This is a genomic window from Achromobacter insuavis, from assembly GCF_902859645.1.
Classification (GTDB): Bacteria; Pseudomonadota; Gammaproteobacteria; order Burkholderiales; family Burkholderiaceae_B; genus Achromobacter; species Achromobacter insuavis.
This window is the reverse complement of the sequence record NZ_CADIJR010000006.1, coordinates 22,022-44,405: the sequence shown is the minus strand read 5'-3', so window position 1 is coordinate 44,405 and position 22,384 is coordinate 22,022. Positions and strand designations below refer to the sequence as shown.

The window sequence follows — 22,384 nt, the reverse complement described above, 5'->3', positions numbered from 1 at the left end:
CAAAAGGGCAGCCTTTTCCACGCCTCGATACCCTCAGGCCGCGGCGTCTTCCGCTTCCACCTGGCGCAGCGCCTCCTGCGCCCGCGCCAGCTTGGCGGCGGCATCGCGCAGCGCGGTGCGCAGGCCTTCCTCGATGACCGGATGGTAGAACGGCATTTCCAGCATGCGCGCCACGGTCAGCTCCTGCTGCACGGCCCAGGCCAGCAGATGGCCGATGTGCTCGGCGCTGGGGCCGACCATTTCCGCGCCCAGGAAGCGGCCGCTGGCGATATCGGCGTACACGTGCAGCAGGCCGCGGTTCTTCAGCATCACCCGCGAACGGCCCTGGTCGCCGAAATCGACCTCGCCCGTCACGAAGGTGCCCGGCGTCAGGCGGGCATGGCCCTGCCCGGCCAGCGCGATCTGCGGGTCCGAGAACACCACCGCCAGCGGCGCGCGCCGCAGGCCCTGGCGCACTTCCGGATAACGCGCCGCGTTTTCACCCGCGATGCGGCCTTCGTCGGCCGCTTCGTGCAGCAGCGGTGCGTCGGCGTTGGCGTCGCCGGCGATGAAGATCGCCGACTCGCCCGCCTGCATGGTGTCGCGGTCGAACAGCGGCACGCCCTGCGCGTTCAACTGCAGCGAGGTGTTCTCCAGGCCCAGGCCGTCCACGTTGGGACGGCGGCCGGTGGCCACCAGCGCGTAGTCGAAGCGCTCGGTGCGTTCGGTGTTGTCCAGCGCCACGTAGCGCACCTCGACCTCGTCGCCGACGCGCTGCGTTTCCAGCACGCGCGCATCCGGATCCAGGTAGAACTCCTGCTGGAAGATCTTGCGGGCGCTGTGGCGCACCTGCGGATCGCTGATGCCGCCCAGGCTGCCGCTGACGCCGAACACGCGCACCTCGACGCCCAGCCGCGCCAGCGCCTGGCCCAGCTCCAGCCCGATCACGCCGGGGCCGAACACCGCCACGCGGCGCGGCAGGTCATCCCAGGCGAACACGTCGTCATTGAGCACCAGGCGGTCGCCCAGCGCGCGGAACGGCGGCGGCACCGACGGCCGCGAACCGGTCGCGATCACCACGCGGGACGCGTGGATCTCGGTGTGGTCATCGACCCGCAGCACCGTATCCGATTCAAAGCGGGCATAGCCGCGGATCTTGTCTTCGGCCGGGATGTTCTCCACGCCCTCGAGCACGAAGCCGACGAAACGGTCGCGCTCGCGCTTGACGCGGTCCATCACCTCTTCGCCGTTGACCGTGACCTCGCCCTCGACATACACCCCGAACGGCACGGTGTGCGCCGCCTGGTGGGCCGCTTCGGCGGCGGCGATCAGCAGCTTGGACGGCATGCAGCCGACCCGGGCGCAGGTGGTGCCATAGGGACCGCCTTCGATCAGCAGCGCGCGCTTGCCCGCGGCCTTGGCGGCGCGATAGGCGGCCAGGCCGGCGGTGCCGGCGCCCAGGATGGCGATATCGGTGTGCAGAGTCTTCATGAGTGGGATCCCCCGGGTGTAGCGTGGAGCAAAAGTGTCGAAAGCGGATTCCGCCTTGTTGCGCACCCTCGGGACGAACGCCGTCCCGCGGCGCCCGGTCGGGGCCGCGCGAAGATGCGGAAAAAGGGAAACCGGCGAGCCGGGCCGCCAGCGGCGGTCCGGCGCGGAAAGGAGCGCGGCGCGCCCCCTTCCCGGCCAGCATCAGGCGAAGTGCGCCTTCAGGTCGTCCAGGCCGCCGATCAGCGAACCGTTGATGAACACCTGCGGAGCGGTGCCCTTGCCGGACACGGCGCCGATCACGCGGCCGCGGACCTTGTTCTCCAGCGGGATCTCGATCGGGGCATAGCCCTTGTCTTCGAGCAGCGCCTTGGCTTCCACGCAGAACGGGCAGCCGGGCTTGGAGAACACCACCACCTGGTCGGGCTTCTTGGCCGTCGGGGCGAAGTGGGCGAGCATGGTGTCGGCGTCCGACACTTCAAACGGGTCGCCTTCCTTTTCGGGCTCGATGAACATCTTCTGCACCACGCCGTCCTTGACGAGCATGGAGTAGCGCCAGCTGCGCTTGCCGAAGCCCAGGTCGCTCTTGTCGACCAGCATGCCCATGCCGGCGGTGAATTCACCGTTGCCGTCGGGCAGCAGCGTGATGTTGGCCGATTCCTGGTCCTTGGCCCATTCGTTCATGACGAAGGTGTCGTTGACCGACACGCAGACGATGCTGTCGACGCCGGCGGCGGCGAAGGCCGGGGCCAGTTCGTTGTAGCGCGGCAGGTGGGTCGACGAGCAGGTCGGCGTGAAAGCGCCGGGAAGCGAAAAGACCACGACCGTCTTGTTCTTGAACAGGTCGTCGGTCGTGACCTTTTTCCAGGTGTTGCCCTCGCGGACGGGGAACGTTACGTTGGGAACACGTTGGCCTTCACGGTTTTGCAGCATTCAATCTCTCCTTGGGGTAGCGGGGTTGTTTAACCACCATGGAAAGAATGATAAACAGCAGCTATCAATTATTCAAATTTAATTAACTTAATTGATTGATAGTTTTTGGCAATAACAAAATTACCGCCGCCAGTCGTTGCCTATCATACGCCCGACGGCGGCCGGCCGTCACACGCGCTGCGGCTCGTAGCCGGCGTCGCGGATCGCGGCCTCGACCTTGTCGGCCTGGTCGGTGCCGCTGATGGTGACGCGATGCGTGGGCAGGTCCACCGCCACGCTGGCGCCCGGCGCCGCCGCCGTCACCGCGCCGGTGATGGTCTTGACGCAGTGGCCGCAGGTCATGTCGAGGACTTGGAATTCGATGCTCATGGTGTTCTCCGTGGGGATCAGGGGGATTGCCGCACCGCTTCCGGTGCCAGCTCAACCCCAGCTTAGACCTTCCCATTATAGGAAGGTCAAGCGTAGAATAATCCTTGACCTTCCCACAATGGGAAGGATGAAACTGGGGCCTTCCTACCTCAACCGAGACTGCCATGAGCGTTGCCAACCCTTCCGTCGAGCTCGAACTTGCCATCGAAGGCATGACCTGCGCGTCCTGCGTGAAGCGCGTGGAAAAGGCCCTGACCCGTGTGCCGGGCGTGGCCCAGGCCCAGGTCAACCTGGCCACCGAACGCGCCCTGGTGGCCTACGACCCGGCCGCGGCCCAACCCGACGCCCTGGTCGAGGCCGTCGTCAAGATGGGCTACGAAGCCCGCCCCATCGTCGCGCAGGACGACCATGCCGAGCGCCAATCCGAAGCGCGCGACGCCGAGGCGCAGCGCCTGCGCCACGCCTTCATCGCCGCGCTGGCGCTGACGCTGCCGGTGTTCGCGCTGGAAATGGGATCGCACCTGATTCCCGCCATGCACCACTGGGTCATGGCGACCATTGGCCAGCAGAACAGCTGGCTGCTGCAATTCGTGCTGACCACCGCCGTGCTGGCGTGGCCCGGCCGCCACTTCTTCAGCAAGGGGCTGACCGCGCTGTGGCGCCGCGCGCCGGAAATGAACTCGCTGGTGGCGCTGGGCGCCGGCGCCGCCTGGGGCTACTCGGTGGTGGCGACCTTCGCGCCCGAGTGGCTGCCGGAAGCGGCCCGCAACGTCTATTACGAAGCGGCGGCGGTGATCGTCACGCTGATCCTGCTGGGCCGCACGCTGGAAGCGCGCGCCAAGGGCAAGACCGGCGCGGCCATCAAGCGCCTCATCGGCCTGCAGCCGCGCACCGCGCGCGTCATGCGCGACGGCCAGCCGCAGGATATCGCCATCGAACAGGTGCGCAAGGGCGACATCGTGATGGTGCGCCCCGGCGAAAAGATCCCGCTGGACGGCGAGATCATCGAGGGCGGCTCGTACGTCGACGAATCGATGCTGACGGGCGAACCCGTGCCGGTCGAAAAGCAGCCCGGCATGCAGGCCACTGGCGGCACGCTCAACACCTCGGGCAGCTTCACCCTGCGCGTCACCCACACCGGCGCCGACACCATGCTGGCGCGCATCATCCGCATGGTCGAGGCGGCCCAGGGCGCGCGCCTGCCGATCCAGGCGCTGGTCGACCAGGTCACCGCCTGGTTCGTGCCGGCCGTGATGGGCATGGCCCTCCTGACCTTCCTGGCCTGGTTCTTCCTCGGCCCGACGCCGGCGCTGTCGCATGCGCTGGTCAACGCCGTGGCCGTGCTGATCATCGCCTGCCCGTGCGCCATGGGCCTGGCCACGCCGACCTCGATCATGGTCGGCACCGGCCGCGCCGCCGACATGGGCGTGCTGTTCCGCCAGGGCGACGCGCTGCAGACGCTGCGCGACGTGCAGGTGGTGGCGTTCGACAAGACCGGCACGCTGACGCTGGGCAAGCCGACCCTGACCGAACTGGAACCGGCCGCCGGCTTCCGTGATGCGGACGTGCTGCAGTGGGTCGCGTCGGTGCAGGCGCGTTCCGAGCACCCGATCGCGCTGGCGATCGTGGCGGCCGCGGCCGAACGCCAGATCGAACTGCTGCCGGCGGAAGGCTTCGCCGCCATCACCGGCGCCGGGGTCGAGGCCAGCGTGGCCGGCAAGCGCGTGCTGGCCGGCGCCGATCGCCTGATGGCCGAGCGCGGCGTGGATGTCAGCGCCTTCGGCCAGCGCGCCGAGCAATGGGGCAACGAGGGCAAGACGCCGATCTACGTCGCCATCGACGGCCGGGCCGCCGCCATGATCGCGGTGACCGATCCGGTCAAGCCGTCGGCCGTCGACGCGATCGCGGCGCTGCACGCGCAGGGCCTGAAGACCGCCATGATCACCGGCGACAACCGCCACACGGCGCAGGCCGTGGCGCGCCAGCTGGGCATCGATGAAGTGCGCGCCGAGGTGCTGCCCGACGGCAAGGTCGAGGCCATCGCCGCGCTGCGCGCCGGCGGCCGCAAGCTGGCCTTCGTCGGCGACGGCATCAACGACGCGCCGGCGCTGGCCGCGGCCGACACCGGCATCGCCATCGGCACCGGCACCGACGTCGCCATCGAGGCCGCCTCGGTGGTGCTGATGGCCGACGATCTGCACGGCGTGCCCAACGCCATCGCGCTCAGCCGCGCCACGCTGGCCAACATCCGCCAGAACCTGTTCTGGGCCTTCGCTTACAATGCCGCGCTGATCCCGCTGGCGGCGGGCGCGCTGTACCCCGCCTATGGCCTGTCGCTGTCGCCGATCTTCGCGGCCGGCGCCATGGCGCTGTCCAGCGTGTTCGTGCTGGGCAACGCGCTGCGCCTGAAGACCTTCCGCCCGCGCGCCGCGCACTGACGCGACGGCCCACCAGGAGAACCCACATGAATATCGGACAAGCGGCACAGGAATCGGGCATCTCGGCCAAGATGATCCGCTACTACGAAAGCATCGGCCTGATCGGCCCGGCGCTGCGCAAGGACTCGGGCTATCGCGTCTACAGCGAGCACGACCTGCACACGCTGCGCTTCGTGCGGCGCGCGCGCGACCTGGGCTTCTCGGTGGAGCAGATGAACGAGCTGCTGGCGCTGTGGCGCGATCGCAGCCGCGCCAGCGCCGACGTCAAGCGCATCGCGCTCGAACACGTGGCCGAACTGGAGCGCAAGGCCTGCGCCCTGCGCGACATGGCGGCCACGCTCAAGCACCTGGCGCACAACTGCCATGGCGACGACCGGCCCGACTGCCCCATCCTGGAAAACCTGGGACGGTCCCGGTAAGAACAAGGGCAAGCCAAACGGCTTGCCCTTTTTTTGCGCCAGGCGGGACGAGGTCCCTGCCCGGCCGCGTCCCGCCTGGGCTTGTCAGGCCTGGCCTTGCGCCGCGGCCTCGGCCTCGGCGGCCACCCGGGCATGATAGGCATCGGTCGCCGCCTGCTTGGCCGCGGCCTTCTCGGCGGCCGCCGCCGCTTTCTCCGCTTGCGCGGCCGCGACGTCGGCGGCCTGCTGCAGCGCGCGCTGGCGGGCGTTTTCCTGCACTTCCAGCACGCCGGCGGCGTCCAGCGACTCGAACACCGCGATCGATTCGACATGCCCGGTGTGCGGGAACATGTTGATCACGCCCGCGCTCTTGAGCAGGTAGCCGCCCTCGTGCACCAGGATGGAGGCGTCGCGCGCCAGCGTGGCCGGATTACAGGACACGTAGACGATGCGGCGCGGCCGTTCCTCGGGCGTCAATTGCGATAGGGCCTGCGAGACGGCGTGCGCGCCTTCGCGCGGCGGGTCGATCAGCATGCGGTCGAAGAAACCCAGGCCGCGCAGCCATTCGACATCGACCTCGAACAGGTTGAGCGTGGCGAAGCGGGTGCGGTCGCCCAGCCCGTGGCGCGCGGCGGCCTCGTAGGCGCGGTCGGTCAGCGCCTTGCTGCCCTCGACGCCCACGGCCTCGCGGCCCTGCGTGGCCAGCGGCAGCGTGAAGTTGCCCAGGCCACAGAACAGGTCGGCGACGCGGTCGGTCGGCTGCACGTCCAGCAGCTTGAGCGCGCGCGACACCATGGCGCGGTTGATGGCGTGGTTGACCTGGGTGAAGTCAGTCGGCCGGTACGGCATGCGCAAGCCGAACTCGGGCATGGTGTAGGTCAGCGCGTCGCGGTGCTCGGGCACCAGCGGGTGGACCGTGTCCGGGCCCTTGGGCTGCAGCCACCACTGCACGCCGTGCTTGTCGGCGAAGGCGCGCAGGATGGCGATGTCGTTGTCCGTCAGCGGCAGCAGGTGGCGCAGCACCAGCGCGGTCACGCCGTCGCCCAGCGACACCTCCACCTGCGGCAGGCGGTCGGGCGCGGACATCGACGCGATCATGGCGCGCAGCGGCATCAGCAGGTCGCTGACGTGGCGCGGCAGCACATGGCATTCGCGCATGTCGGCCACGTAGCTGCTCTTGCGCTCGTGAAAGCCCACCAGCACCCCGCCCTTCTTGGGCACCACGCGCACCGACAGGCGGGCGCGGTAGCGGTAGCCCCAGGTCGGGCCGTGCAGCGGCGCCAGCACGCGCGCCGGACGCAGCTTGCCGACATGCCAGAAGGTGTCTTCGAGCGAGCGCTGCTTGATCGCCACCTGGGTGCTGGGTTCCAGGTGCTGCATGGCACAGCCGCCACAGACGCCGAAATGGGGGCAACGCGGCTCGACGCGCTGCGACGACGGACGCAGCACCTGATCGACCCGCGCGATTTCGTAGGACGGCTTGCGGCGCACGGTCGTGGCGGTGACCCGCTCGCCCGGCAAGGCGCCTTCCACGAACACGACCTTGCCGTCGCGGCGGGCGATGCCCCGGGCTTCCAGGTCCAGGGATTCGATACTCAAAACGTCAGACATCTCACGCAGTCCAGAAAATTCACGCAACCCGGCATTGTAAGAGGATTCGGCAGCGGCCCGCCCGCGCCCGAAAAAAAGGGGGACTTGCCGGAGACGGCCCGCCGGGCAGTCTCCATCAAGCCCCCCAAAGCCGGCGCCGGTCAGGACGCCGCCACGGATGGGAATCAGAACGAACGCGACACCGAGAACACCGCCCCCAGGCGGCCCGACGGATGGCCGTACTTGGTCGGCAGCCAGTTGTCCTTGGTGGCGCCCACCGCCGCCAGGCCCAGCACCCAGCCCTTCAGGTCCTTGGTCACGCCGACCTTGTAGTCGACGTAGTGGCCGATGGAATCGCCTTCCATGTTGACCTGGTTCTTGAGCTTCTGGTAACCGAGGTGGCCCACCAGGCCCCAGCCATCGCCCAGGTCGAAGTTGGCGGTGCCGTCCAGGTACCAGGTGCCCTTGCTGTCGGGCGTGCTGAAGAAGTCGCTGGGCGTGTAGGAATACTTGAGGGTGTAGTTGGCGTAGGTCGCGGCCAGGTACAGGTCGGTGTTGTTGTAGTTGCCGCCCTTGGGCGAGCTGGAGCCCGGATAGTAGTAGTGCAGCACGCCGGCATCGAGCGTGAAGCCGCCGCCGACGTCGCCCTTCCAGCCGCCATAGAAGTCCATTTCCAGGTTGCCGTCGGTGAAGACGAAATTGGACACGTTGGAGTTCCAGTTGCCCAGGTAGAAACCGGAGCTGTGGGTCAGGTCGATGCCCAGCTGGGCCGCCGGCCGGAAATCGGTCTGCGAGTAGCCGCGGAAGCGGTAATCGCTCGCGATGGTGGCATTGCCGCTGAGCGAGAAACCGCCGCCCAGGTCGGTCGGTTCGGCCTGCGCCGTTGCGATGAGACAAGTGGCGAGCACAACGGGCAAGGCTAGCAACGTCTTCTTCATGGTGCGATGTCCTGATCGGATTTGACGAGGAGGAAGGCCGAAGGCGCATCCATCGGGCCGGTCCTGCAACGGCGGATGCCGGCTCCCTCCCCTTCAAGCAAGGTCCGTGCCAGGTTTCAATTGCGTCTCAACGGGCTGGCGCGGCGCTGAACGGGCATATCGGGCGCACCAAGGCGGTGCGCCACGCCGCGCGCGCAGGCGGCGGCGCATCAAAATGGGGCTGACGCCCCGTCATGGATCGCGGGACAAAAAAGACCCCGGCCCGCGCGGGCGGGTCGGGGTCGAGCGGCGCCGCCCGGGCTGGGCGGCCGTCAGGCGGCGGATCCTCCCGCCGCCTGGCGCTAGCCTCAGTTGGCGGCCGGAGCGGCCGGCGGCGGCGGGGGCACCGCGCCTGGGGCGTTGCCCGGACCCTTGCCGTGACGGCCTTCCATCTTGGCGTGACGTTCCTGCATCTTGGCCTGGCGGTCCTTGAGCATCTGGGTCACCTGGGTGCGCTGGCCGTCGTTCAGGCTGTCCCACACGGCCAGCCACTGGTCGCGGACTTGCTTGGCCTGCGCGCCGAACTGGTCGCGCGACTTGTCGGATTGCTCGATCAGCGCGCGCGGGTCCAGCTTGCCGCTGTCCAGTTGCGCCTTGAGCAGGTCGTGGCGCTGGCCGCCGGAGGCGCGCATGGCCTCGTGCAGGCTGCGTTGGCCGTCCTGGGCGGTCTTGACCAGGGCTTGTTGTTTGTCATCCAGCTTGAGCTGGTCGAGCTGCGCCTTGGATACGGGGCCCAGGCCCGGGATCCACAGGCCGTCGCGCATGCCCTTGTGGAAGCCGCCACCACGGGGGCCTTCGTGCATCGCGGCGGGACCACCGTCGGCGGGCGCCGCCGCCATGACGGGACCGGCCAGCAAGCCGCCGGCGGCGGCGACCATGGCCAGGGCAGCCAGGTTGGAGCGGAGTGCGAATCGGGACATGTAGGTCTCCTGACAGTGAAGAAAGCGAGGCCATTGTGCGATCCGCCCGGTTTCACCCGGGTTTCGTCCCCGCAAGCTATGTTTCAGTCGATTGCGCCCCTGCCGGACGTGAAAACGGGGCCCAGCGGGCCCCGTCCGTCGCGCCTATCGCGCACGCCGCGCGCATCGCTCAGCTGGCGTCCCAGGCCGCCAGGTATTCCTTCCAGTGCGCCGCGTCGCTGGCCGCCAGCGTATCGCGCACCAGCGCGATTTCGGCATCGTAGGCGGTGCGGTCGATTTCGCCGCGCAGGAAGCGGAAGCGGCAATACACCAGCCAGGTGTTGACCACGTCGGTTTCGCAATAGGCGCGGACCTCGTCGGCGCGGCCCTGGCTCCAGGCCTCCCAGACCTTGCTGCCGTCCATGCCGAGCTTGCCCGGAAAGCCGCACAGCTTGGCCAGTTCGTCCAGCGGCGCGTTGGCGCGGCCGTTGTACTTGGCCAGCAGGTCCATCAGGTCGGTGTGGCGGGAGTGATAGCGCGAGATGTAGTTGTTGAACTTGAAATCGCGGTCTTCCTCGCCCATGTCCCAATAGCGCGGCGCGGGCACGCCCTGGATCAGGCTGCGATAGTGCAGCACCGGCAGGTCGAAGCCCGAGCCGTTCCAGCTGACCAGCTTGGGCGTGTAGCGCTCGATGGTCTTGAAGAAACCGGCCAGCAAGGCGGCTTCGGGATCGTCGGGCTGGCCCAGCGTCTTGACGCGAAAGCCCTGGTCGTCGCGGAACACGCAGCCCACCACCGCGACCTTGTGCAGGTGCAGCGGCAGGAAGTCGTGGCCCACGGCCTCGCGGCGCGCGGTCAGCGCGCGCTCGACCACTTCGGCGTCGGGGACGTCGGCGCTCCAGCCGTTGAGCTTGCGCAGGCCGTCCGCGTCGGGAATGGTCTCGAGGTCGAATACCAGGGTGGGCGTCATTTGGCGGGCAGGTACTGCATCGGATCCACGGGGGTGCCCTGGCGGCGGATCTCGAAATGCAGGCGCGGCGAGGTGGTGTCGCTCTGGCCGATTTCGGCGATCTTGGCGCCGCGCTTGACGTCCTGGCCGGTCTTCACGAGCAGCGTGCGGTTATGCGCGTACGCCGTGATGAAGCCGTTCTGGTGGTTGACGATGATCAGGTTGCCCAGGCCGCGCACGCCGTTGCCGCTGTACATGACCTTGCCATCCGCCGCGGCGTTGACCGGGTCGCCAAGCGCGCCGGCGATGTCGATGCCCTTGCTGTTGTTGTTGAAGCCCTGCATGATCTGGCCGCCCGCCGGCCAGGCCCAGTTGATCACGCCGGCATCGGCGGCGCGGGTGACAGGCTTGTTCTCGGCCGGGGTCGGCGTGGGCGGCGGCAGCGACGCCGTGGCGGTGGCCGAGGTGTCGCCGGGCTGGTCCAGCGGACGCGGCTGCGGCTTGGTGCTGGCGATGGGCGCGGGTTGCGCGCCGCCGCCCGACGAACCGGACATCTTCAACACCTGTCCGACCGAAATCTGGTTGGGGTCGCTGAGGTTGTTCCAGCGCTTGACGTTCTCGACATCGACGTTGTTGGCGCGAGCGATCTTGTAGAGCGTGTCGCCCGGCTTGACGACGTAGCTGCCGCCCGGCTGGGCGGTGGCGGCCGGTTGCCCGCCGGCCAGGTCGACGACCGGCGCGCGCGTGCCTTTGGATGCGCAGCCGGCCAGAATGGCCAGGCTGAGGACGCCCGCCACGAAAAGCGGGCGGCGCAGGCGCGTCATGGACACGCCAAGGGTGATATCGGTCAGTTGCAACTGCCCGTTGAGCATACGTTTCTCCTGTTTGCTCAAGATTGTATTCCGGCACGCAGCGGCACAAAGCGCACGGCCTCTAATTCAGTTCGTTTCCAGCTGGCCGCGCCCGTGCGTTCGATCAGCACCAGGCGCTGGTTCGAGCCCCCTTCGGGAGCGATCAGGCGTCCACCCGGCGCCAGCTGCAGGAGCAGCGCTTGCGGGATGGTCAGGCCGGCGGCAGCCACAACGATAGCATCGAACGGCGCCACGCCGGGCAGGCCCAGCATGCCGTCGCCGTAGATCAAGCGGATCCGCGTGGTCAGCCGCAAGGCGCGCAGATGCTCGCGCGCCAGCTCGTAGAGGCCGCGGATGCGCTCGATGGAATGGACCTCGCGCACGAACTGCGCCAGCACCGCGGCCTGGTAGCCGCAACCGGCGCCGACTTCCAGCACGCGGGTGGGCGTGCGGTCTTCGCAGATGGCGGCGATCATGCGCGCCACCACCCACGGTTGCGAGATGGTCTGCGAGTGGCCGATGGGCAGCGCCGCGTCTTCGTAGGCGCGGCTGGCCAGCGCCTCGTCGACGAACAGGTGGCGCGGCACCGCGGCCATGGCATTGAGCACGCGCTCGTCGCTGACGCCCTGTCCGCGCAGGCGCTGCACCATGGCCTGGCGCAGGCGATCGGAATTGAGCCCCAGGTTGCCGCCGGCAGCCGGCGTCGGCGCCTTGGCCTGGCTTTGCAGGGTGGCGGCCGAAATGCGGGTATTGCTGTTGGCCGGCGTAACGCCGGGACTGAGCCGTCCGGAATCGTAGCGGACCGGGCTGGGCCGCCCGGGCACGGCCTGGGAAACGTCCGGCTGGCTTATGCGTCGGCGCATAGCGGCTCCGCCCAGGTCCGGATTTCTTCGAGCTGGCCGTGCTGGGTCAGATCCAGGCGCAGCGGCGTGACCGACACCCTGCCCTGCGCCACCGCGTGGAAATCCGTGCCCGGCGTGGCGTCCGCGGCCTGCCCCACCGGCCCGATCCAGTAGACCGTGTCGCCGTAAGGGGTGGTGGTGCGCACCACCGGCTGCGACGGATGGCGCTTGCCCAGGCGGGTGACCTCGAAGCCGTGCATGTCGTCGAAGCGGCGGCTGGGGATGTTGACGTTCAGCAGCACCGGCGCGGCCAGCGGCTGCGCCAGGTGGCGCTCGACCACCAGGCGGGCGGCGCGGGCGGCCGAGTCGATGTGCTCCCAGCCCTTCTCGGCCAGCGAGAAGGCGATGGCCGGGATGCCGAACAGGTAGCCCTCGCTGGCGGCGGCGACGGTGCCCGAATAGAGCGTGTCGTCGCCCATGTTGGCGCCGTTGTTGATGCCGGACACCACCAGGTCGGGGCGCGTGTCCATCAGCCCGGTCAGGGCGACGTGGACGCAGTCGGACGGCGTGCCATTGACGGCGATGAAGCCGTTGGAGGCGGTGCGCACCGACAGCGGGCGGTTCAGCGTCAGGGAATTGGACGCGCCGCTGTGGTTGGTCTCGGGCGCGACGACGGTCAGATCGCCGAGGCCTTCCAGCGCCTTGACCAGCGCTTCGAGCCCAGGGGCCGAGTAACCATCATCGTTCGAAACCAGAATTCGCATTGTGCATCCGAAAGAAAATAAAACGCGGGTGGACCGGCTGGATTGTACCGTCCGCGGAAGGCGCCGGCATGTCCCCGTCCACCTGTCCCCCGATGACCCGCTCGCATACCCGTACCCGGCCCGGCCGGCGACCGGGGTAGAATCCGCAGCCACCGAGACAACTGCACGATAACAACGGACCCCTCTAGAACATGGCGATCACCGAACCGTCCCTGGCGTTCACCGCGGCGCTCATCCTGCTGGCCTACCTGATCGGCTCCGTGCCGTTCGCCGTGGTGGTCAGCAAACTCATGGGGCTGCAGGACCCTCGCAGCTACGGCTCGAAGAACCCCGGCGCGACCAACGTGCTGCGCACCGGCAGCAAGACCGCCGCCGCCCTGACCCTGCTGGGCGACGCCGCCAAGGGCTGGTTCGCCGTCTGGCTGGCGGTCAAGCTGGCCCCCGGCATCGCCCCCGGCCCGCTGGCCGCGGTGGCCGTGGCGGCCTTCCTGGGCCATCTGTATCCGATTTTCCTGGGCTTCAAGGGCGGCAAGGGCGTGGCCACCGCCCTGGGCGTGCTGGTCGCCATCCAGCCCTGGCTGGCGGTCGCCACGGCGGCCACCTGGCTGATCATCGCGGTGTTCTTCCGCTACTCGTCGCTGGCCTCGCTGGTGGCGGCGTTCTTCGCCCCGGTCTACTACGTGTTCGGCTCGGGCCTGGCCTGGCATGCCCAGCCGGCCATGGGCGTGGCCCTGGCCATCATCGGCGTGCTGTTGTTCTACCGCCACCGCGCCAACATCACGCGCCTGGTGCAAGGCACCGAAAGCCGCATCGGCGGCAAGAAAAAGTGACGCCCCGTCCGGCGGGCCGGCATGGCCGCCGCGGCGCGGGATGAAAAAAAGGGGGCTGCGGCCCCCTTTTTCATTGCCCGTCTCGGTCAGGCGATATCGGCCAGGTCCCAGCGCGGCCGCACGGTGAAGCCGTGGGCGTCCGGGTCCAGCGTCACCAGCCCCGCCTTGACCCGCTCGGCCGCCGCGAAGGCGATCATGGCGCCGTTGTCGGTGCACAGCGCCAGCGGCGGGAAATAGGCCTGGGCCTTCAGGGGCTTGAGCGCGGCGGCCAGCTTGGCGCGCAGCAGCTGGTTGGCGCCGACCCCGCCGGCCACCACCAGGCGGCGCAGGCCGGTCTGCTTCAAGGCGCGGATCGACTTGGCGGCCAGCACCTCGACGATCGCGGCCTGGGTCGCCGCGGCCAGGTCGGCGCGGGTCTGTTCATCCAGCCCGCCGTCCTGCTCGGCGGCCTTGACCCGGGTCAGCACGGCGGTCTTCAGGCCGCTGAAGCTGAAATCCAGGTCGCCGCTGTGCAGCATCGGGCGCGGCAGGTCGAAACGCGTGGCATCGCCCTGCGTCGCCAGGCGCGCCAGCGCCGGACCGCCGGGATAGCCCAGGCCCATCAGCTTGGCGGACTTGTCGAAGGCTTCGCCGGCGGCGTCGTCCAGGGTTTCGCCCAGCAATTCGTAGCGCCCCACCCCGTCGACCCGCATCAATTGCGTGTGGCCGCCCGACACCAGCAGCGCGACGAAGGGAAACTCGGGCCGCGGATCGGCCAGCATCGGCGACAGCAGGTGGCCTTCGAGGTGGTGGATGGGAATGGCCGGCAGGTGGCGCGACCAGGCGAACGACTGCGCCACGCTGGCGCCCACCAGCAGCGCGCCGGCCAGGCCGGGACCCGCGGTGTAGGCGACCGCGTCGATGTCCGACATTTCCAGGCCGGCTTCGCGCAGCACCTGGTGGGTCAGCGGCACCACGCGCCGGATATGGTCGCGCGAGGCGAGTTCGGGCACCACGCCCCCGTATTCCTGGTGCATGGCGATCTGGGTATGCAGGGCGTGCGCGAGCAGGCCGCGTTCCGTACAGACGGCTGCGACGCCCGTTTCGTCGCAGGAGCTTTCAAAGCCGAGAATAATCATGGCGGCAGAGTTTACAACTGATGCGAAAATACGCCCGTTTACAAAATGACCGAGGGCGGCAACGCCCCCTCCCGACAAACCGAGCCTGCAAGCACCCTGGGGATAAGAATGCTGGAGAAGCTATTCAACCTGCGTGAACACGGCACGACCGCGAGAACCGAGATCGTGGCCGGCCTGACGACATTCCTGACGATGTCGTACATCATCTTCGTGAACCCGGACATCCTGTCGTCCACCGGCATGGACCGCAACGCCGTGTTCGTCGCCACCTGCCTGGCCGCCGCGCTGGGCTCGCTGGTGATGGCGCTGATCGCCAACTGGCCGATCGGCATGGCGCCGGGCATGGGGCTGAACGCCTTCTTCGCCTTCACCGTGGTCAAGACCATGGGCTACACCTGGGAGCAGGCGCTGGGCGCCGTGTTCATCTCGGGCGTGATCTTCCTGATCCTGACCATCTCGGGCATCCGGGTCTGGCTGGTCAAGGGCATTCCGCATTCGCTGCGCAGCGCCATCGCCGCCGGTATCGGCCTGTTCCTGGCCATTATCGCGCTGTCGAGCGCCGGCATCGTGGTGGCGCATCCGGCCACCAAGGTGACGCTGGGCGACCTGACCACGCCGGGACCGCTGTTCGCCATCCTGGGCTTTTTCATCATCGCCTCGCTGGACGCGCTGCGCGTGCGCGGCGCCATCCTGATCGGCATCCTGGTGGTCACGGTGCTGTCGATGGCGCTGGGCTACAACGAATTCAAGGGCGTGTTCGCGGCGCCGCCGAGCCTGGCGCCGACGCTGTTCAAGATGGACATCCTGGGCGCGCTGCACACCGGCTTCGTGCACGTCATCCTGGTGTTCGTGCTGGTCGAGGTGTTCGACGCCACCGGCACGCTGGTGGGCGTGGCCAAGCGCGCCGGCCTGATGCCGGAGGGTCGCCCCAACCGCCTGGGCCGCGCGCTGTTCGCCGACAGCACCGCCATCGTCGCCGGCTCGATGCTGGGCACCAGCAGCACCACCGCCTACGTCGAAAGCGCCTCGGGCGTGCAGGCCGGCGGCCGCACCGGCCTGACCGCCCTGGTCGTGGCCCTGCTGTTCCTGGCCGCGCTGTTCATCTCGCCGCTGGCCGGCGCCGTGCCCGCCTACGCCACCGCGCCCGCGCTGCTCTACGTGGCCGGCCTGATGATGCGCGAGCTGATCGACATCGACTGGAACGACGTCTGCGAAGCCACCCCGGCCGCGCTGACCGCGCTGGTGATGCCGTTCACCTACTCCATCGCCAACGGCATCGCCTTCGGCTTCATCAGCTACGTGGTGCTCAAGACCGCCACGGGCCGCGTGCGCGACGTGCATCCGGCCACCTGGCTGGTGGCGATCCTGTTCGTGATCCGCTACGCGTTCTTCCCGGAATAACGTCCGCCAGACGCGCCATGCGAAACCGCCGCGCTTCCGATCCGGAAGGCGGCGGTTTTTTCATGCCGGCGCGCGTCCCCGCCGTCAGACCACGACGGTCCAGACCGCGAGTTCATAGCCATCGAGGTCGGCGAAGTGGAAGCGGCGGCCGCCGGGGAAATCGAAGGCCTCGCGGCTGATGCGGCCGCCCGCCGCCGTCACGCGGCGCTGCGCGTCGGCCAGGTCGTCGGCGTACAGGATCACCAGCGGCCCGCCCGGGCGCACCGGCTCGCCGGTGGTGAAACCGCCCTTCAGGCGGCCATCGGTGAATTCGGTGTAGGTCGGCCCGTAGTCGGTGAACGACCAGCCGAAGGCGTCGCCATAGAAGCGCTTGCTGCGCGCGATGTCGGCGACGTTGAATTCGATGTTGTCGATCTGGTGGTTGTGGCCGGTGGCGCCCATGCGTGTCTCCCGCGGATATCGAAGAAAACCGCATCATCTCGCGAATCGCCTGCCCACGTCTCGCCAAAGCGCGGCAAGTGCGACGCGGAACCCCGACAGTGACAGGCGCACCGGTGAAGCCGGCAGGGTCCGCACCTGCCCCAGCCAATCGCCGCCATTGAGGTCCGCTATCAACCCGCCGGCCCTCATGGTTGCTGTCGGAGGCGGTTGAATTCGCCGATACACTCCCCATGTATATAAGACTATGGAGCCGACCTTGTCTCGCCACACCCCGCATTCCTCCTGTCCCCGCCGCCGCGAGCGCCGCGCATGAGCACCCTCGCCCGTATCCCCTTCTCGGTGCTGGACCTGGCGCCGATCGTGCAAGGCCGCGATGCCGCCGACGCCTTCCGCAACAGCGTGGCGGTGGCGCAGCACGTCGAACGCCTGGGCTACAAGCGCTTCTGGCTGGCCGAGCACCACAACATCAACGGCGTGGCCAGCAGCGCCACGGCGGTGCTGATCGGCCACATCGCCGGGCACACCTCGACGCTGCGCGTCGGTTCGGGCGGCGTGATGCTGCCCAACCATGCGCCGCTGATCATCGCCGAGCAGTTCGGCACGCTCGAAACCCTGTACCCCGGCCGCATCGACCTGGGCCTGGGCCGCGCGCCCGGCAGCGACGGCGCCACGCAGCACGCGCTGCGCCGCGGTCCGCGCAGCGGCCTGGAATTCCCGGCGCTGGTCGAGGAACTGCGCGGATTTCTCGCGCCCTCGCGTCCCGGCCAGCCGGTGCGCGCGATTCCCGGCGAAGGCCTGGACATCCCCATCTGGCTGCTGGGTTCGAGCGACTTCAGCGCCCGGCTGGCGGCCGAGCTGGGCCTGCCGTTCTCGTTCGCCGGCCACTTCTCGCCCGAGGGCATGGCGGCGATGCGCCTGTATCGCCACCTGTTCAAACCGTCCGAGACGCTGGCCCGCCCCTACGCCATGATCGGCGTGCCGGTGATCGCCGCGGCGACCGACGAGGAAGCCCGCCGCCAGGCCACCACGCAGCAACTCAAGTTCCTGTCGCTGGTGCGCGGCAACCGCCTGCAGCTGCAGCCGCCGGTCGACAGCATGGACGGGCTCTGGAACGAGTGGGAACGCGAGGCCGTGAACCAGCGCCTGGGCGCCGCCATCGTCGGCGGCCCCGAGACCGTCAAGCGCCGGCTGGAGGCCCTGGTGGCCGAAACGGAAGCCGACGAAGTCATGATCGTGTCCGATTTCTTCGATATTGCCGATCGCCTGCGTTCCTTCGAGATCGTCGCCGCGCTCAAGCAGCGCGACGGCATGTCCACAACAACCGCGGCGTGAGGCCGGCGGCCCCGCCGCCAGCCCCGCAAGCCCCGCAGACTGCGCTCGCCACAGCGCCAACCATTGCGACGTGACCGGTCCCCGCTCTACTATGGACTGGCAGGACCGGCAATACCGCGTCGCCGAATCCGGTTCGGGGCATGCCTCCCCCGCGCCGCTGATATCGACTTTTTGCGCCGCGCCAGCGGCAAGGATCCAAAATGAGTATTGTTGAACTGACCAAAGACACTTTCCAGGAAGCCATCACGCCGGACGGCACCCTGATCGTGGACTTCTGGGCGCCCTGGTGTGGCCCGTGCCGCGGTTTCGCCCCGGTCTTCGAGCAGGCCGCCACCGAGCATCCGGACGTCACGTTCGCCAAGGTCAACACCGACGTCGAGCAGGAACTGGCCGGCGCGCTGGGCATCCGTTCGATTCCCACGCTGATGGTGTTCCGTGAAAAGGTCCTGCTGTTCTCGCAACCGGGCGCCTTGTCGGGCGGCCAGCTCAATGAGCTGCTTGCCAAGATCAAGGAAGTGGACATGGAAAAGGTCCACCAGGAAATCGCCGCGGCCCAGGACAGCCAGGACGCGTGATGCGCAAGGGCCCCTCGGGGCCCTTGTGTTTTTCACGCCAGTTGTTCCCAGGCCGAGCGGCCGCGCGTGATGTTGGCCGCCGTCATCTCCAGGTCGGCCACGGCGTCGCGCGGCACCGTGAAGCGCAACGCCACGCCGTCGGCGCTGAAATCCTCCTGCACGATCACCGCGCCGGCCTGCGCCAGCCGCGACTTCAATAGCGGCAGCTCGGCGAAGCCGCAGGCGCACGCCACCGTGGCCAGGTCCACGATCTCGGCGCGCGGACCGTTGCGCAGGCAGTTGGCGGCGCAACCGCCATAGGCCCGCACCAGCCCGCCGGCGCCCAGCTTGACGCCCCCGAACCAGCGCACCACCAGCACCGCCACGCGGTCCATGCCCTGCCCTTCGATCGCCTGCAGGATCGGGCGTCCGGCCGTGCCGCCGGGCTCGCCATCGTCATTGAAGCGGTATTCCTGGCCGATGCGGTAGGCCCAGCAGTTGTGGGTGGCCTCGGGGTCGCTGTGCGCCGCGAAGAACGCCATGGCCTCGTCGATGCTGGAGACGGGCGCGGCATGCGCGACGAAGCGGCTTTTCTTGATGTCTTCCTCGTGCGAGCAGACAGCGGTCAAGGTGGTGGTCATAGCCCGGCATTGTAAGGGCCGGATCCAGGCCGGACCCCGGCCGCGCCTGGCGCGGCCAGGACGGACGGCTCCGGCGCGCGGGCCTCAGCCGTGGCAGTCGGCGACTTCCTGGTCCAGGTAGACGTCGAAGGCCACGTCGCGCGCCCACTTGGCCGGCAGGGCCTTCCAGGCGCCGGCCCGCGCCCATTCGCGCATGCGCGCATCGAGCCAGGCCTGCGTGGCGGTGTCGGCCGCCGGCAGCAGCCACACGCGTTCCTGGCGGGCGCCGTCGGCGCCCAGCGTGGCCGAGAATTTCTTCCATTCGGGAAAGCGCATCAGCGGCTCCCACACCGCGTCGTCGACCAGGCCGATGTCGCAGCCGCCTTCGCGCACCGCCACCAGCGCGTCCGACGGCACGCGGTAGGTGCGCACCACCGCGCCCCAGCTGCGGGCCAGCGCCTGCGCGCCGACGGCGGCCTCGGCCATGCAGACGCTGCGGCCGCGGGCATCGCTGCCCTGGCGCATGCGGGTATCGCTGCGGATCACGGCCTTGGGACGCGCGGCGTAGCCGGTGGCGACCGCCGCCAGCGACGCGGGCAGCGCCTGCCCCGGCTGCGCGCGGTCGGCCAGCACCACGTCGACCTCGCCGGCGGCCAGCAGGCGGGCCGCGTCGGCGGCCGCCACCTGCCGCAGGCTGAACGGCAGGCCCAGATCCTGCGCCAGCTTCTCGGCCATGGCGAGGTCCAGCCCTTCGGGGGTGCGGATCTTGGCGCCGGCCGCCGGCGCGGGCGCCAGGTACGGCACGCCCACCACCAGCTCGCCGCGCTGGCGCGCGGCCGCCAGGCCGTCGGCCGGCGCCGCGCCGCTAGCCGCGGACAGCAAGGCCGATACGCCGATCAGGAGACAAAACGCGCGCCGCATCCCTGGCCTCACACGTACTGGTAGCGCAGCAGCCGGTGCTTGAGGTTCTCGAGCACGAACTGGTCGATCAGCGCGGCCAGCACCGCGATGACCAGGATGTTGGTCATCACGCCGGTCATGTCGGCGATCTCGCCCGAATAGGCCAGCGAACGGCCCAGGCCCTTGCCGAAGCCGATCAGCATCTCGGCCGAAATCAGCGCGCGCCAGGCGTTGCCGAACGCCAGCTGGGCGCCGGTGATCAGCTCGGGCATGACGGCCGGCAGGTACACGCGCTTGACCAGGCCCCAGGGCGTGGCGCCCATGACGCGGGCGGCCGAGACGTGCACGCGCTGCACCGACTCGGTGGCGTTCATCACGCTCAGGGCCGCCGGGAAGAACGCCGACAGCGCCACCACCACGATGATCGGCGTGCTGCCGAAGCCCATCACGATCAGGAACAGCGGCACCCAGGCGATCGACGGAATCGACTGCAGGATGACGATGGCGCTGCGCAGCACTTCGCGAAAGAAGAACAGCACCGCCGCCACCAGGCCGAAGCCGATGCCCGCCGCAAGCGCCAGGCCGTAGCCCGCGCCCAGCCGGCCCAGCGTGCCCATCAGGCTCTGGTGGAACGATTGCTTGCCCAGGTCTTCAAACAGGCGTTCGAGCACCGCCGGCACGCCCGGCATCAGGAAGTCGGGCAAGGCGAACGCCGCCGCCTGCCACAGCGCCAGGATGAACAGGACGCCCAGCACGCCCGCCAGATGCTTGCGGGCGCCGGTCACACGGGTCGATGCGCTCAAAGCTTGCGAGCCTCTTGCCAGGACAGGTCGACGATGCTGGAGACGTCGTACGGCTTGCCGTCGCGCGTCTTGAGCGAACCCTGGGCCTGCAGGATGTCGGCGATCTCCTGCATGCGCTTGGTGTCCTTCTCGGTCAGCTTGGGCGTGAACACCTGCGTGCTGATGGCCTCGGCGATCACCGTCTCGCGCGGCAGCTCGCCACGGCTCAGGGTCTTGAGCGTGGGCTCGGCAATGAAGTACGAGGCGATCAGCTTGGAGGCCTGGGCCGGTTCCTTCTGCAGCAGCGCGATGGCCTGGTTCTGCGCGTCCAGCGCCTTCCAGACGTCATCCTTGCGCTTGGCCAGCGTCTCGCCCGAGGTGATCACCACCATGCACGGGAACGGCCAGGCCTGGCCCACTTCGTAGATCTGCTTGACCGGCGCCACCAGCTGCGCGATGCGGTCGTAGGGTTCGAACAGGAAGGCCGCGTCGACGCGCTTGCCCACCAGCGACTGCACCGCCACCGCCGGGCTCACGCCCATCACGTTGACGTCGTCCGCGTCCAGGTTGCCCTGCTTGAGCACCACGCCCTTGAGCACCACGTCGGCGGTGCTGCCCTCGGCCTGCGAGGCCAGCGTCTTGCCCTTCAGGCCGGCGATGTCCTTGATGCCCGAATCGTCGCGCACGATCAGCGAGTGGTAGCCCTGCTGCGCGCCGCCCACCACCTTCAGGTCCGCGCCCTTGGAGGCCCAGGCCACGGCATTGGTGAAGCCCAGCACGCCGATGTCCAGCTGGCCGCCGACGATGGCCTTGATCAGGTCGGTGCCCGACTTGAACTCGATCAGCTCGGAATCCAGGCCGGCCTTCTTGTAGTAGCCGCCCTCCTGCGCCACGATGGCCTGCGCATCGTCCATCACGCGCAGGTAGCCGACGCGGAATTTCTCGGCGGCCATGGCGGGCGCCGCCGCCAGGAGCGCCGCGGCCAGCGGCAGGGACAGCCATTGCTTGAATTTCATGGGAAAAGCTCCAGGGAATCGAGGATGGCCGGCGCCGGTGGCGCCGTCCGTAAACCGGAAAATCAGGGAATCAGGCCGCCAGCGCCAGGTCGGCGTGGGCCGACGAACCGTCGACGGCGATGCCCAGCAAGCGCAGGATCTCGCGCTTCTCGGCGGCCAGGTCGGACAGGTCGTGGCTCTTGGCGCGATGGGCCAGGTTGAATTCGCGCAGCACCCGCGCCGGACGCGGGCTGAACACCACGATGCGGTCGGCCAGGAACAGCGCCTCGTCGACGTCGTGGGTCACCAGCAGCACGGTGGGCTTTTCCTGCGCGATCAGCTGGCGCAGCACGTCCTGCAGCGCAAGGCGCGTCAGCGCGTCAAGCGCGCCGAAGGGTTCGTCCATCAGCATGGTCTGCGGCTGCGCGATGAAGGCGCGGGCCAGCGCGGCGCGCTGGCGCATGCCGCCGGACACCTGATGCGGGTAATAGTGCTCGAAGCCGGCCAGGCTGACGCGCGCCAGCCACTCGCGCGCCGCCTCGCGGGCGCGCTTCTTGGGGGTCTTCTGGAATTCCAGCGCCAGCGCCACGTTGTCTTCCAGCGTCAGCCATGGATACAGCGCGTGTTCCTGGAACACCAGCGTGCGGCTGGGATGCGGGCCCGTCACGGCCTTGCCGTCGGCCAGCACCTGCCCTTGCGTGGGTTTTTCCAGGCCGGCGGCCAGGTGCAGCAGGGTCGACTTGCCGCAGCCGGACGGGCCGACCAGCGCGACCAGCTCGCCGGTCTTGAATTCGCTGGTGAAGCCGTCGACGACCGGCAGGTCGCCGAAGTGCTTGTGGACGTGGTCGAAAGTCAGGTTCATGGAACGAATCGTGGGCGCGCGTTGGGGAACGGGCCTAATCTAACAATTCGTTATATGAATCCAAACGATCAA

23 protein-coding genes are annotated in these 22,384 nt (G+C 68.9%); 6 read left to right on the top strand and 17 right to left on the bottom strand.

All coding sequences use genetic code 11. The features are described 5' to 3' along the window. Positions 1 to 33 precede the first annotated feature (33 nt). From H0523_RS05575 to H0523_RS05565, 3 genes are all read right to left on the bottom strand, one after another. On the bottom strand, positions 34 to 1,470 hold the full coding sequence (locus H0523_RS05575; protein WP_054431364.1) for a dihydrolipoyl dehydrogenase: 1,437 nt from the start codon (positions 1,468 to 1,470) through the stop codon (positions 34 to 36). Between the two features lie 201 nt (positions 1,471 to 1,671). After that, on the bottom strand, positions 1,672 to 2,400 hold the full coding sequence (locus tag H0523_RS05570) for a glutathione peroxidase (protein WP_006394714.1): 729 nt from the start codon (positions 2,398 to 2,400) through the stop codon (positions 1,672 to 1,674). Between the two features lie 168 nt (positions 2,401 to 2,568). Continuing rightward, entirely contained in the window at positions 2,569 to 2,769 is a 201-nt protein-coding gene (locus tag H0523_RS05565; RefSeq protein ID WP_006394713.1) for a heavy-metal-associated domain-containing protein, read from the bottom strand. Positions 2,770 to 2,933: 164 nt separating this feature from the next. Between H0523_RS05565 and H0523_RS05560 the strand changes: the two genes are divergently transcribed. Next, positions 2,934 to 5,207 carry a heavy metal translocating P-type ATPase gene (locus H0523_RS05560; RefSeq protein ID WP_054431363.1) on the top strand — a complete coding sequence of 758 codons (2,274 nt, stop codon included), beginning with the start codon at positions 2,934 to 2,936 and terminating at the stop codon, positions 5,205 to 5,207. Positions 5,208 to 5,233: 26 nt separating this feature from the next. Further along, on the top strand, positions 5,234 to 5,626 hold the full coding sequence (cueR, locus tag H0523_RS05555; protein ID WP_054431362.1) for a Cu(I)-responsive transcriptional regulator: 393 nt from the start codon (positions 5,234 to 5,236) through the stop codon (positions 5,624 to 5,626). 84 nt (positions 5,627 to 5,710) lie between these two features. On the opposite strand, the gene rlmD is transcribed toward cueR, so the two are convergent. The 7 genes from rlmD to surE form a co-directional block, all read right to left on the bottom strand. Continuing rightward, entirely contained in the window at positions 5,711 to 7,216 is a 1,506-nt protein-coding gene (gene rlmD / locus H0523_RS05550) for a 23S rRNA (uracil(1939)-C(5))-methyltransferase RlmD (protein ID WP_054431361.1), read from the bottom strand. A gap of 164 nt (positions 7,217 to 7,380) precedes the next feature. Beyond that, entirely contained in the window at positions 7,381 to 8,133 is a 753-nt protein-coding gene (locus tag H0523_RS05545; RefSeq protein ID WP_054431360.1) for a TorF family putative porin, read from the bottom strand. Between the two features lie 347 nt (positions 8,134 to 8,480). Beyond that, a complete protein-coding gene (locus tag H0523_RS05540; protein WP_054431359.1) occupies positions 8,481 to 9,092 on the bottom strand; it encodes a hypothetical protein in 612 nt (203 codons plus the stop codon). Positions 9,093 to 9,261: 169 nt separating this feature from the next. Beyond that, positions 9,262 to 10,041, bottom strand: coding sequence for a 3'-5' exonuclease (locus H0523_RS05535; protein WP_006394707.1), 780 nt, complete (start codon positions 10,039 to 10,041; stop codon positions 9,262 to 9,264). After that, positions 10,038 to 10,892, bottom strand: coding sequence for a peptidoglycan DD-metalloendopeptidase family protein (locus tag H0523_RS05530; protein WP_054431358.1), 855 nt, complete (start codon positions 10,890 to 10,892; stop codon positions 10,038 to 10,040). The genes H0523_RS05535 and H0523_RS05530 overlap by 4 nt, the downstream gene beginning before the upstream one ends. Positions 10,893 to 10,909: 17 nt before the next feature. Next, the gene (locus tag H0523_RS05525) at positions 10,910 to 11,734 is read right to left on the bottom strand and encodes a protein-L-isoaspartate(D-aspartate) O-methyltransferase (RefSeq protein WP_054431357.1); all 825 of its coding nucleotides are present in this window, start codon (positions 11,732 to 11,734) and stop codon (positions 10,910 to 10,912) included. Next, positions 11,719 to 12,477 carry a 5'/3'-nucleotidase SurE gene (gene surE, locus H0523_RS05520; RefSeq protein ID WP_054431356.1) on the bottom strand — a complete coding sequence of 253 codons (759 nt, stop codon included), beginning with the start codon at positions 12,475 to 12,477 and terminating at the stop codon, positions 11,719 to 11,721. Before surE ends, H0523_RS05525 begins: the two co-directional genes overlap by 16 nt. Before the next feature lie 191 nt (positions 12,478 to 12,668). On the opposite strand from surE, the gene plsY reads away from it, so the two are divergent. Beyond that, positions 12,669 to 13,307 carry a glycerol-3-phosphate 1-O-acyltransferase PlsY gene (gene plsY / locus H0523_RS05515; protein ID WP_054431355.1) on the top strand — a complete coding sequence of 213 codons (639 nt, stop codon included), beginning with the start codon at positions 12,669 to 12,671 and terminating at the stop codon, positions 13,305 to 13,307. Positions 13,308 to 13,393: 86 nt separating this feature from the next. On the opposite strand, the gene tsaD is transcribed toward plsY, so the two are convergent. After that, positions 13,394 to 14,425 carry a tRNA (adenosine(37)-N6)-threonylcarbamoyltransferase complex transferase subunit TsaD gene (gene tsaD / locus H0523_RS05510; protein WP_054431354.1) on the bottom strand — a complete coding sequence of 344 codons (1,032 nt, stop codon included), beginning with the start codon at positions 14,423 to 14,425 and terminating at the stop codon, positions 13,394 to 13,396. 108 nt (positions 14,426 to 14,533) lie between these two features. Here tsaD and H0523_RS05505 point away from each other — a divergent pair, with 108 nt between their 5' ends. Beyond that, a complete protein-coding gene (locus H0523_RS05505; protein ID WP_054431353.1) occupies positions 14,534 to 15,826 on the top strand; it encodes an NCS2 family permease in 1,293 nt (430 codons plus the stop codon). Positions 15,827 to 15,910: 84 nt separating this feature from the next. On the opposite strand, the gene H0523_RS05500 is transcribed toward H0523_RS05505, so the two are convergent. Beyond that, entirely contained in the window at positions 15,911 to 16,267 is a 357-nt protein-coding gene (locus H0523_RS05500) for a VOC family protein (RefSeq protein ID WP_054431352.1), read from the bottom strand. A 309-nt stretch (positions 16,268 to 16,576) separates the two neighbouring features. Between H0523_RS05500 and H0523_RS05495 the strand changes: the two genes are divergently transcribed. Together H0523_RS05495 and H0523_RS05490 are read left to right on the top strand one after the other, a co-directional pair. After that, complete coding sequence (locus tag H0523_RS05495) at positions 16,577 to 17,599, top strand: LLM class flavin-dependent oxidoreductase (RefSeq protein ID WP_054431351.1); 1,023 nt, start codon at positions 16,577 to 16,579, stop codon at positions 17,597 to 17,599. A gap of 200 nt (positions 17,600 to 17,799) precedes the next feature. Next, positions 17,800 to 18,174: a thioredoxin family protein gene (locus tag H0523_RS05490; protein WP_006394697.1), complete on the top strand. Its 375-nt coding sequence runs from the start codon at positions 17,800 to 17,802 to the stop codon at positions 18,172 to 18,174. A 32-nt stretch (positions 18,175 to 18,206) separates the two neighbouring features. Here the strand turns inward: H0523_RS05490 and H0523_RS05485 are convergent, their stop codons facing one another. From H0523_RS05485 to H0523_RS05465, 5 genes are all read right to left on the bottom strand, one after another. After that, complete coding sequence (locus H0523_RS05485) at positions 18,207 to 18,794, bottom strand: IMPACT family protein (protein WP_054431350.1); 588 nt, start codon at positions 18,792 to 18,794, stop codon at positions 18,207 to 18,209. 84 nt (positions 18,795 to 18,878) lie between these two features. After that, the gene (locus H0523_RS05480) at positions 18,879 to 19,694 is read right to left on the bottom strand and encodes a transporter substrate-binding domain-containing protein (protein ID WP_054431349.1); all 816 of its coding nucleotides are present in this window, start codon (positions 19,692 to 19,694) and stop codon (positions 18,879 to 18,881) included. Between the two features lie 8 nt (positions 19,695 to 19,702). Beyond that, a complete protein-coding gene (locus tag H0523_RS05475) occupies positions 19,703 to 20,476 on the bottom strand; it encodes an ABC transporter permease (RefSeq protein WP_049073452.1) in 774 nt (257 codons plus the stop codon). Next, positions 20,473 to 21,471, bottom strand: a complete 999-nt coding sequence (locus H0523_RS05470; protein ID WP_054431348.1) for an ABC transporter substrate-binding protein — start codon at positions 21,469 to 21,471, stop codon at positions 20,473 to 20,475. Before H0523_RS05470 ends, H0523_RS05475 begins: the two co-directional genes overlap by 4 nt. A 70-nt stretch (positions 21,472 to 21,541) precedes the next feature. Next, positions 21,542 to 22,312 (bottom strand): ABC transporter ATP-binding protein, encoded by a 771-nt coding sequence (locus H0523_RS05465; RefSeq protein ID WP_054431347.1) that lies wholly within the window; start codon positions 22,310 to 22,312, stop codon positions 21,542 to 21,544. Positions 22,313 to 22,384 lie beyond the last annotated feature (72 nt).

Excerpts from the sequence above, each read along its gene's own strand:
- H0523_RS05570 (WP_006394714.1), bottom strand. The coding sequence starts at position 2,400 with ATGCTGCAAAACCGTGAAGGCCAACGTGTTCCCAACGTAACGTTCCCC.
- plsY (WP_054431355.1), top strand. The coding sequence starts at position 12,669 with ATGGCGATCACCGAACCGTCCCTGGCGTTCACCGCGGCGCTCATCCTG.
- H0523_RS05575 (WP_054431364.1), bottom strand. The coding sequence starts at position 1,470 with ATGAAGACTCTGCACACCGATATCGCCATCCTGGGCGCCGGCACCGCC.
- H0523_RS05525 (WP_054431357.1), bottom strand. The coding sequence starts at position 11,734 with ATGCGCCGACGCATAAGCCAGCCGGACGTTTCCCAGGCCGTGCCCGGG.
- H0523_RS05540 (WP_054431359.1), bottom strand. The coding sequence starts at position 9,092 with ATGTCCCGATTCGCACTCCGCTCCAACCTGGCTGCCCTGGCCATGGTC.
- H0523_RS05480 (WP_054431349.1), bottom strand. The coding sequence starts at position 19,694 with ATGCGGCGCGCGTTTTGTCTCCTGATCGGCGTATCGGCCTTGCTGTCC.
- H0523_RS05560 (WP_054431363.1), top strand. The coding sequence starts at position 2,934 with ATGAGCGTTGCCAACCCTTCCGTCGAGCTCGAACTTGCCATCGAAGGC.
- H0523_RS05565 (WP_006394713.1), bottom strand. The coding sequence starts at position 2,769 with ATGAGCATCGAATTCCAAGTCCTCGACATGACCTGCGGCCACTGCGTC.
- H0523_RS05465 (WP_054431347.1), bottom strand. The coding sequence starts at position 22,312 with ATGAACCTGACTTTCGACCACGTCCACAAGCACTTCGGCGACCTGCCG.
- H0523_RS05485 (WP_054431350.1), bottom strand. The coding sequence starts at position 18,794 with ATGACCACCACCTTGACCGCTGTCTGCTCGCACGAGGAAGACATCAAG.
- H0523_RS05490 (WP_006394697.1), top strand. The coding sequence starts at position 17,800 with ATGAGTATTGTTGAACTGACCAAAGACACTTTCCAGGAAGCCATCACG.
- H0523_RS05500 (WP_054431352.1), bottom strand. The coding sequence starts at position 16,267 with ATGGGCGCCACCGGCCACAACCACCAGATCGACAACATCGAATTCAAC.
- H0523_RS05470 (WP_054431348.1), bottom strand. The coding sequence starts at position 21,471 with ATGAAATTCAAGCAATGGCTGTCCCTGCCGCTGGCCGCGGCGCTCCTG.
- rlmD (WP_054431361.1), bottom strand. The coding sequence starts at position 7,216 with ATGTCTGACGTTTTGAGTATCGAATCCCTGGACCTGGAAGCCCGGGGC.
- H0523_RS05495 (WP_054431351.1), top strand. The coding sequence starts at position 16,577 with ATGAGCACCCTCGCCCGTATCCCCTTCTCGGTGCTGGACCTGGCGCCG.
- surE (WP_054431356.1), bottom strand. The coding sequence starts at position 12,477 with ATGCGAATTCTGGTTTCGAACGATGATGGTTACTCGGCCCCTGGGCTC.
- tsaD (WP_054431354.1), bottom strand. The coding sequence starts at position 14,425 with ATGATTATTCTCGGCTTTGAAAGCTCCTGCGACGAAACGGGCGTCGCA.
- H0523_RS05505 (WP_054431353.1), top strand. The coding sequence starts at position 14,534 with ATGCTGGAGAAGCTATTCAACCTGCGTGAACACGGCACGACCGCGAGA.
- H0523_RS05535 (WP_006394707.1), bottom strand. The coding sequence starts at position 10,041 with ATGACGCCCACCCTGGTATTCGACCTCGAGACCATTCCCGACGCGGAC.
- H0523_RS05545 (WP_054431360.1), bottom strand. The coding sequence starts at position 8,133 with ATGAAGAAGACGTTGCTAGCCTTGCCCGTTGTGCTCGCCACTTGTCTC.
- cueR (WP_054431362.1), top strand. The coding sequence starts at position 5,234 with ATGAATATCGGACAAGCGGCACAGGAATCGGGCATCTCGGCCAAGATG.
- H0523_RS05530 (WP_054431358.1), bottom strand. The coding sequence starts at position 10,892 with ATGCTCAACGGGCAGTTGCAACTGACCGATATCACCCTTGGCGTGTCC.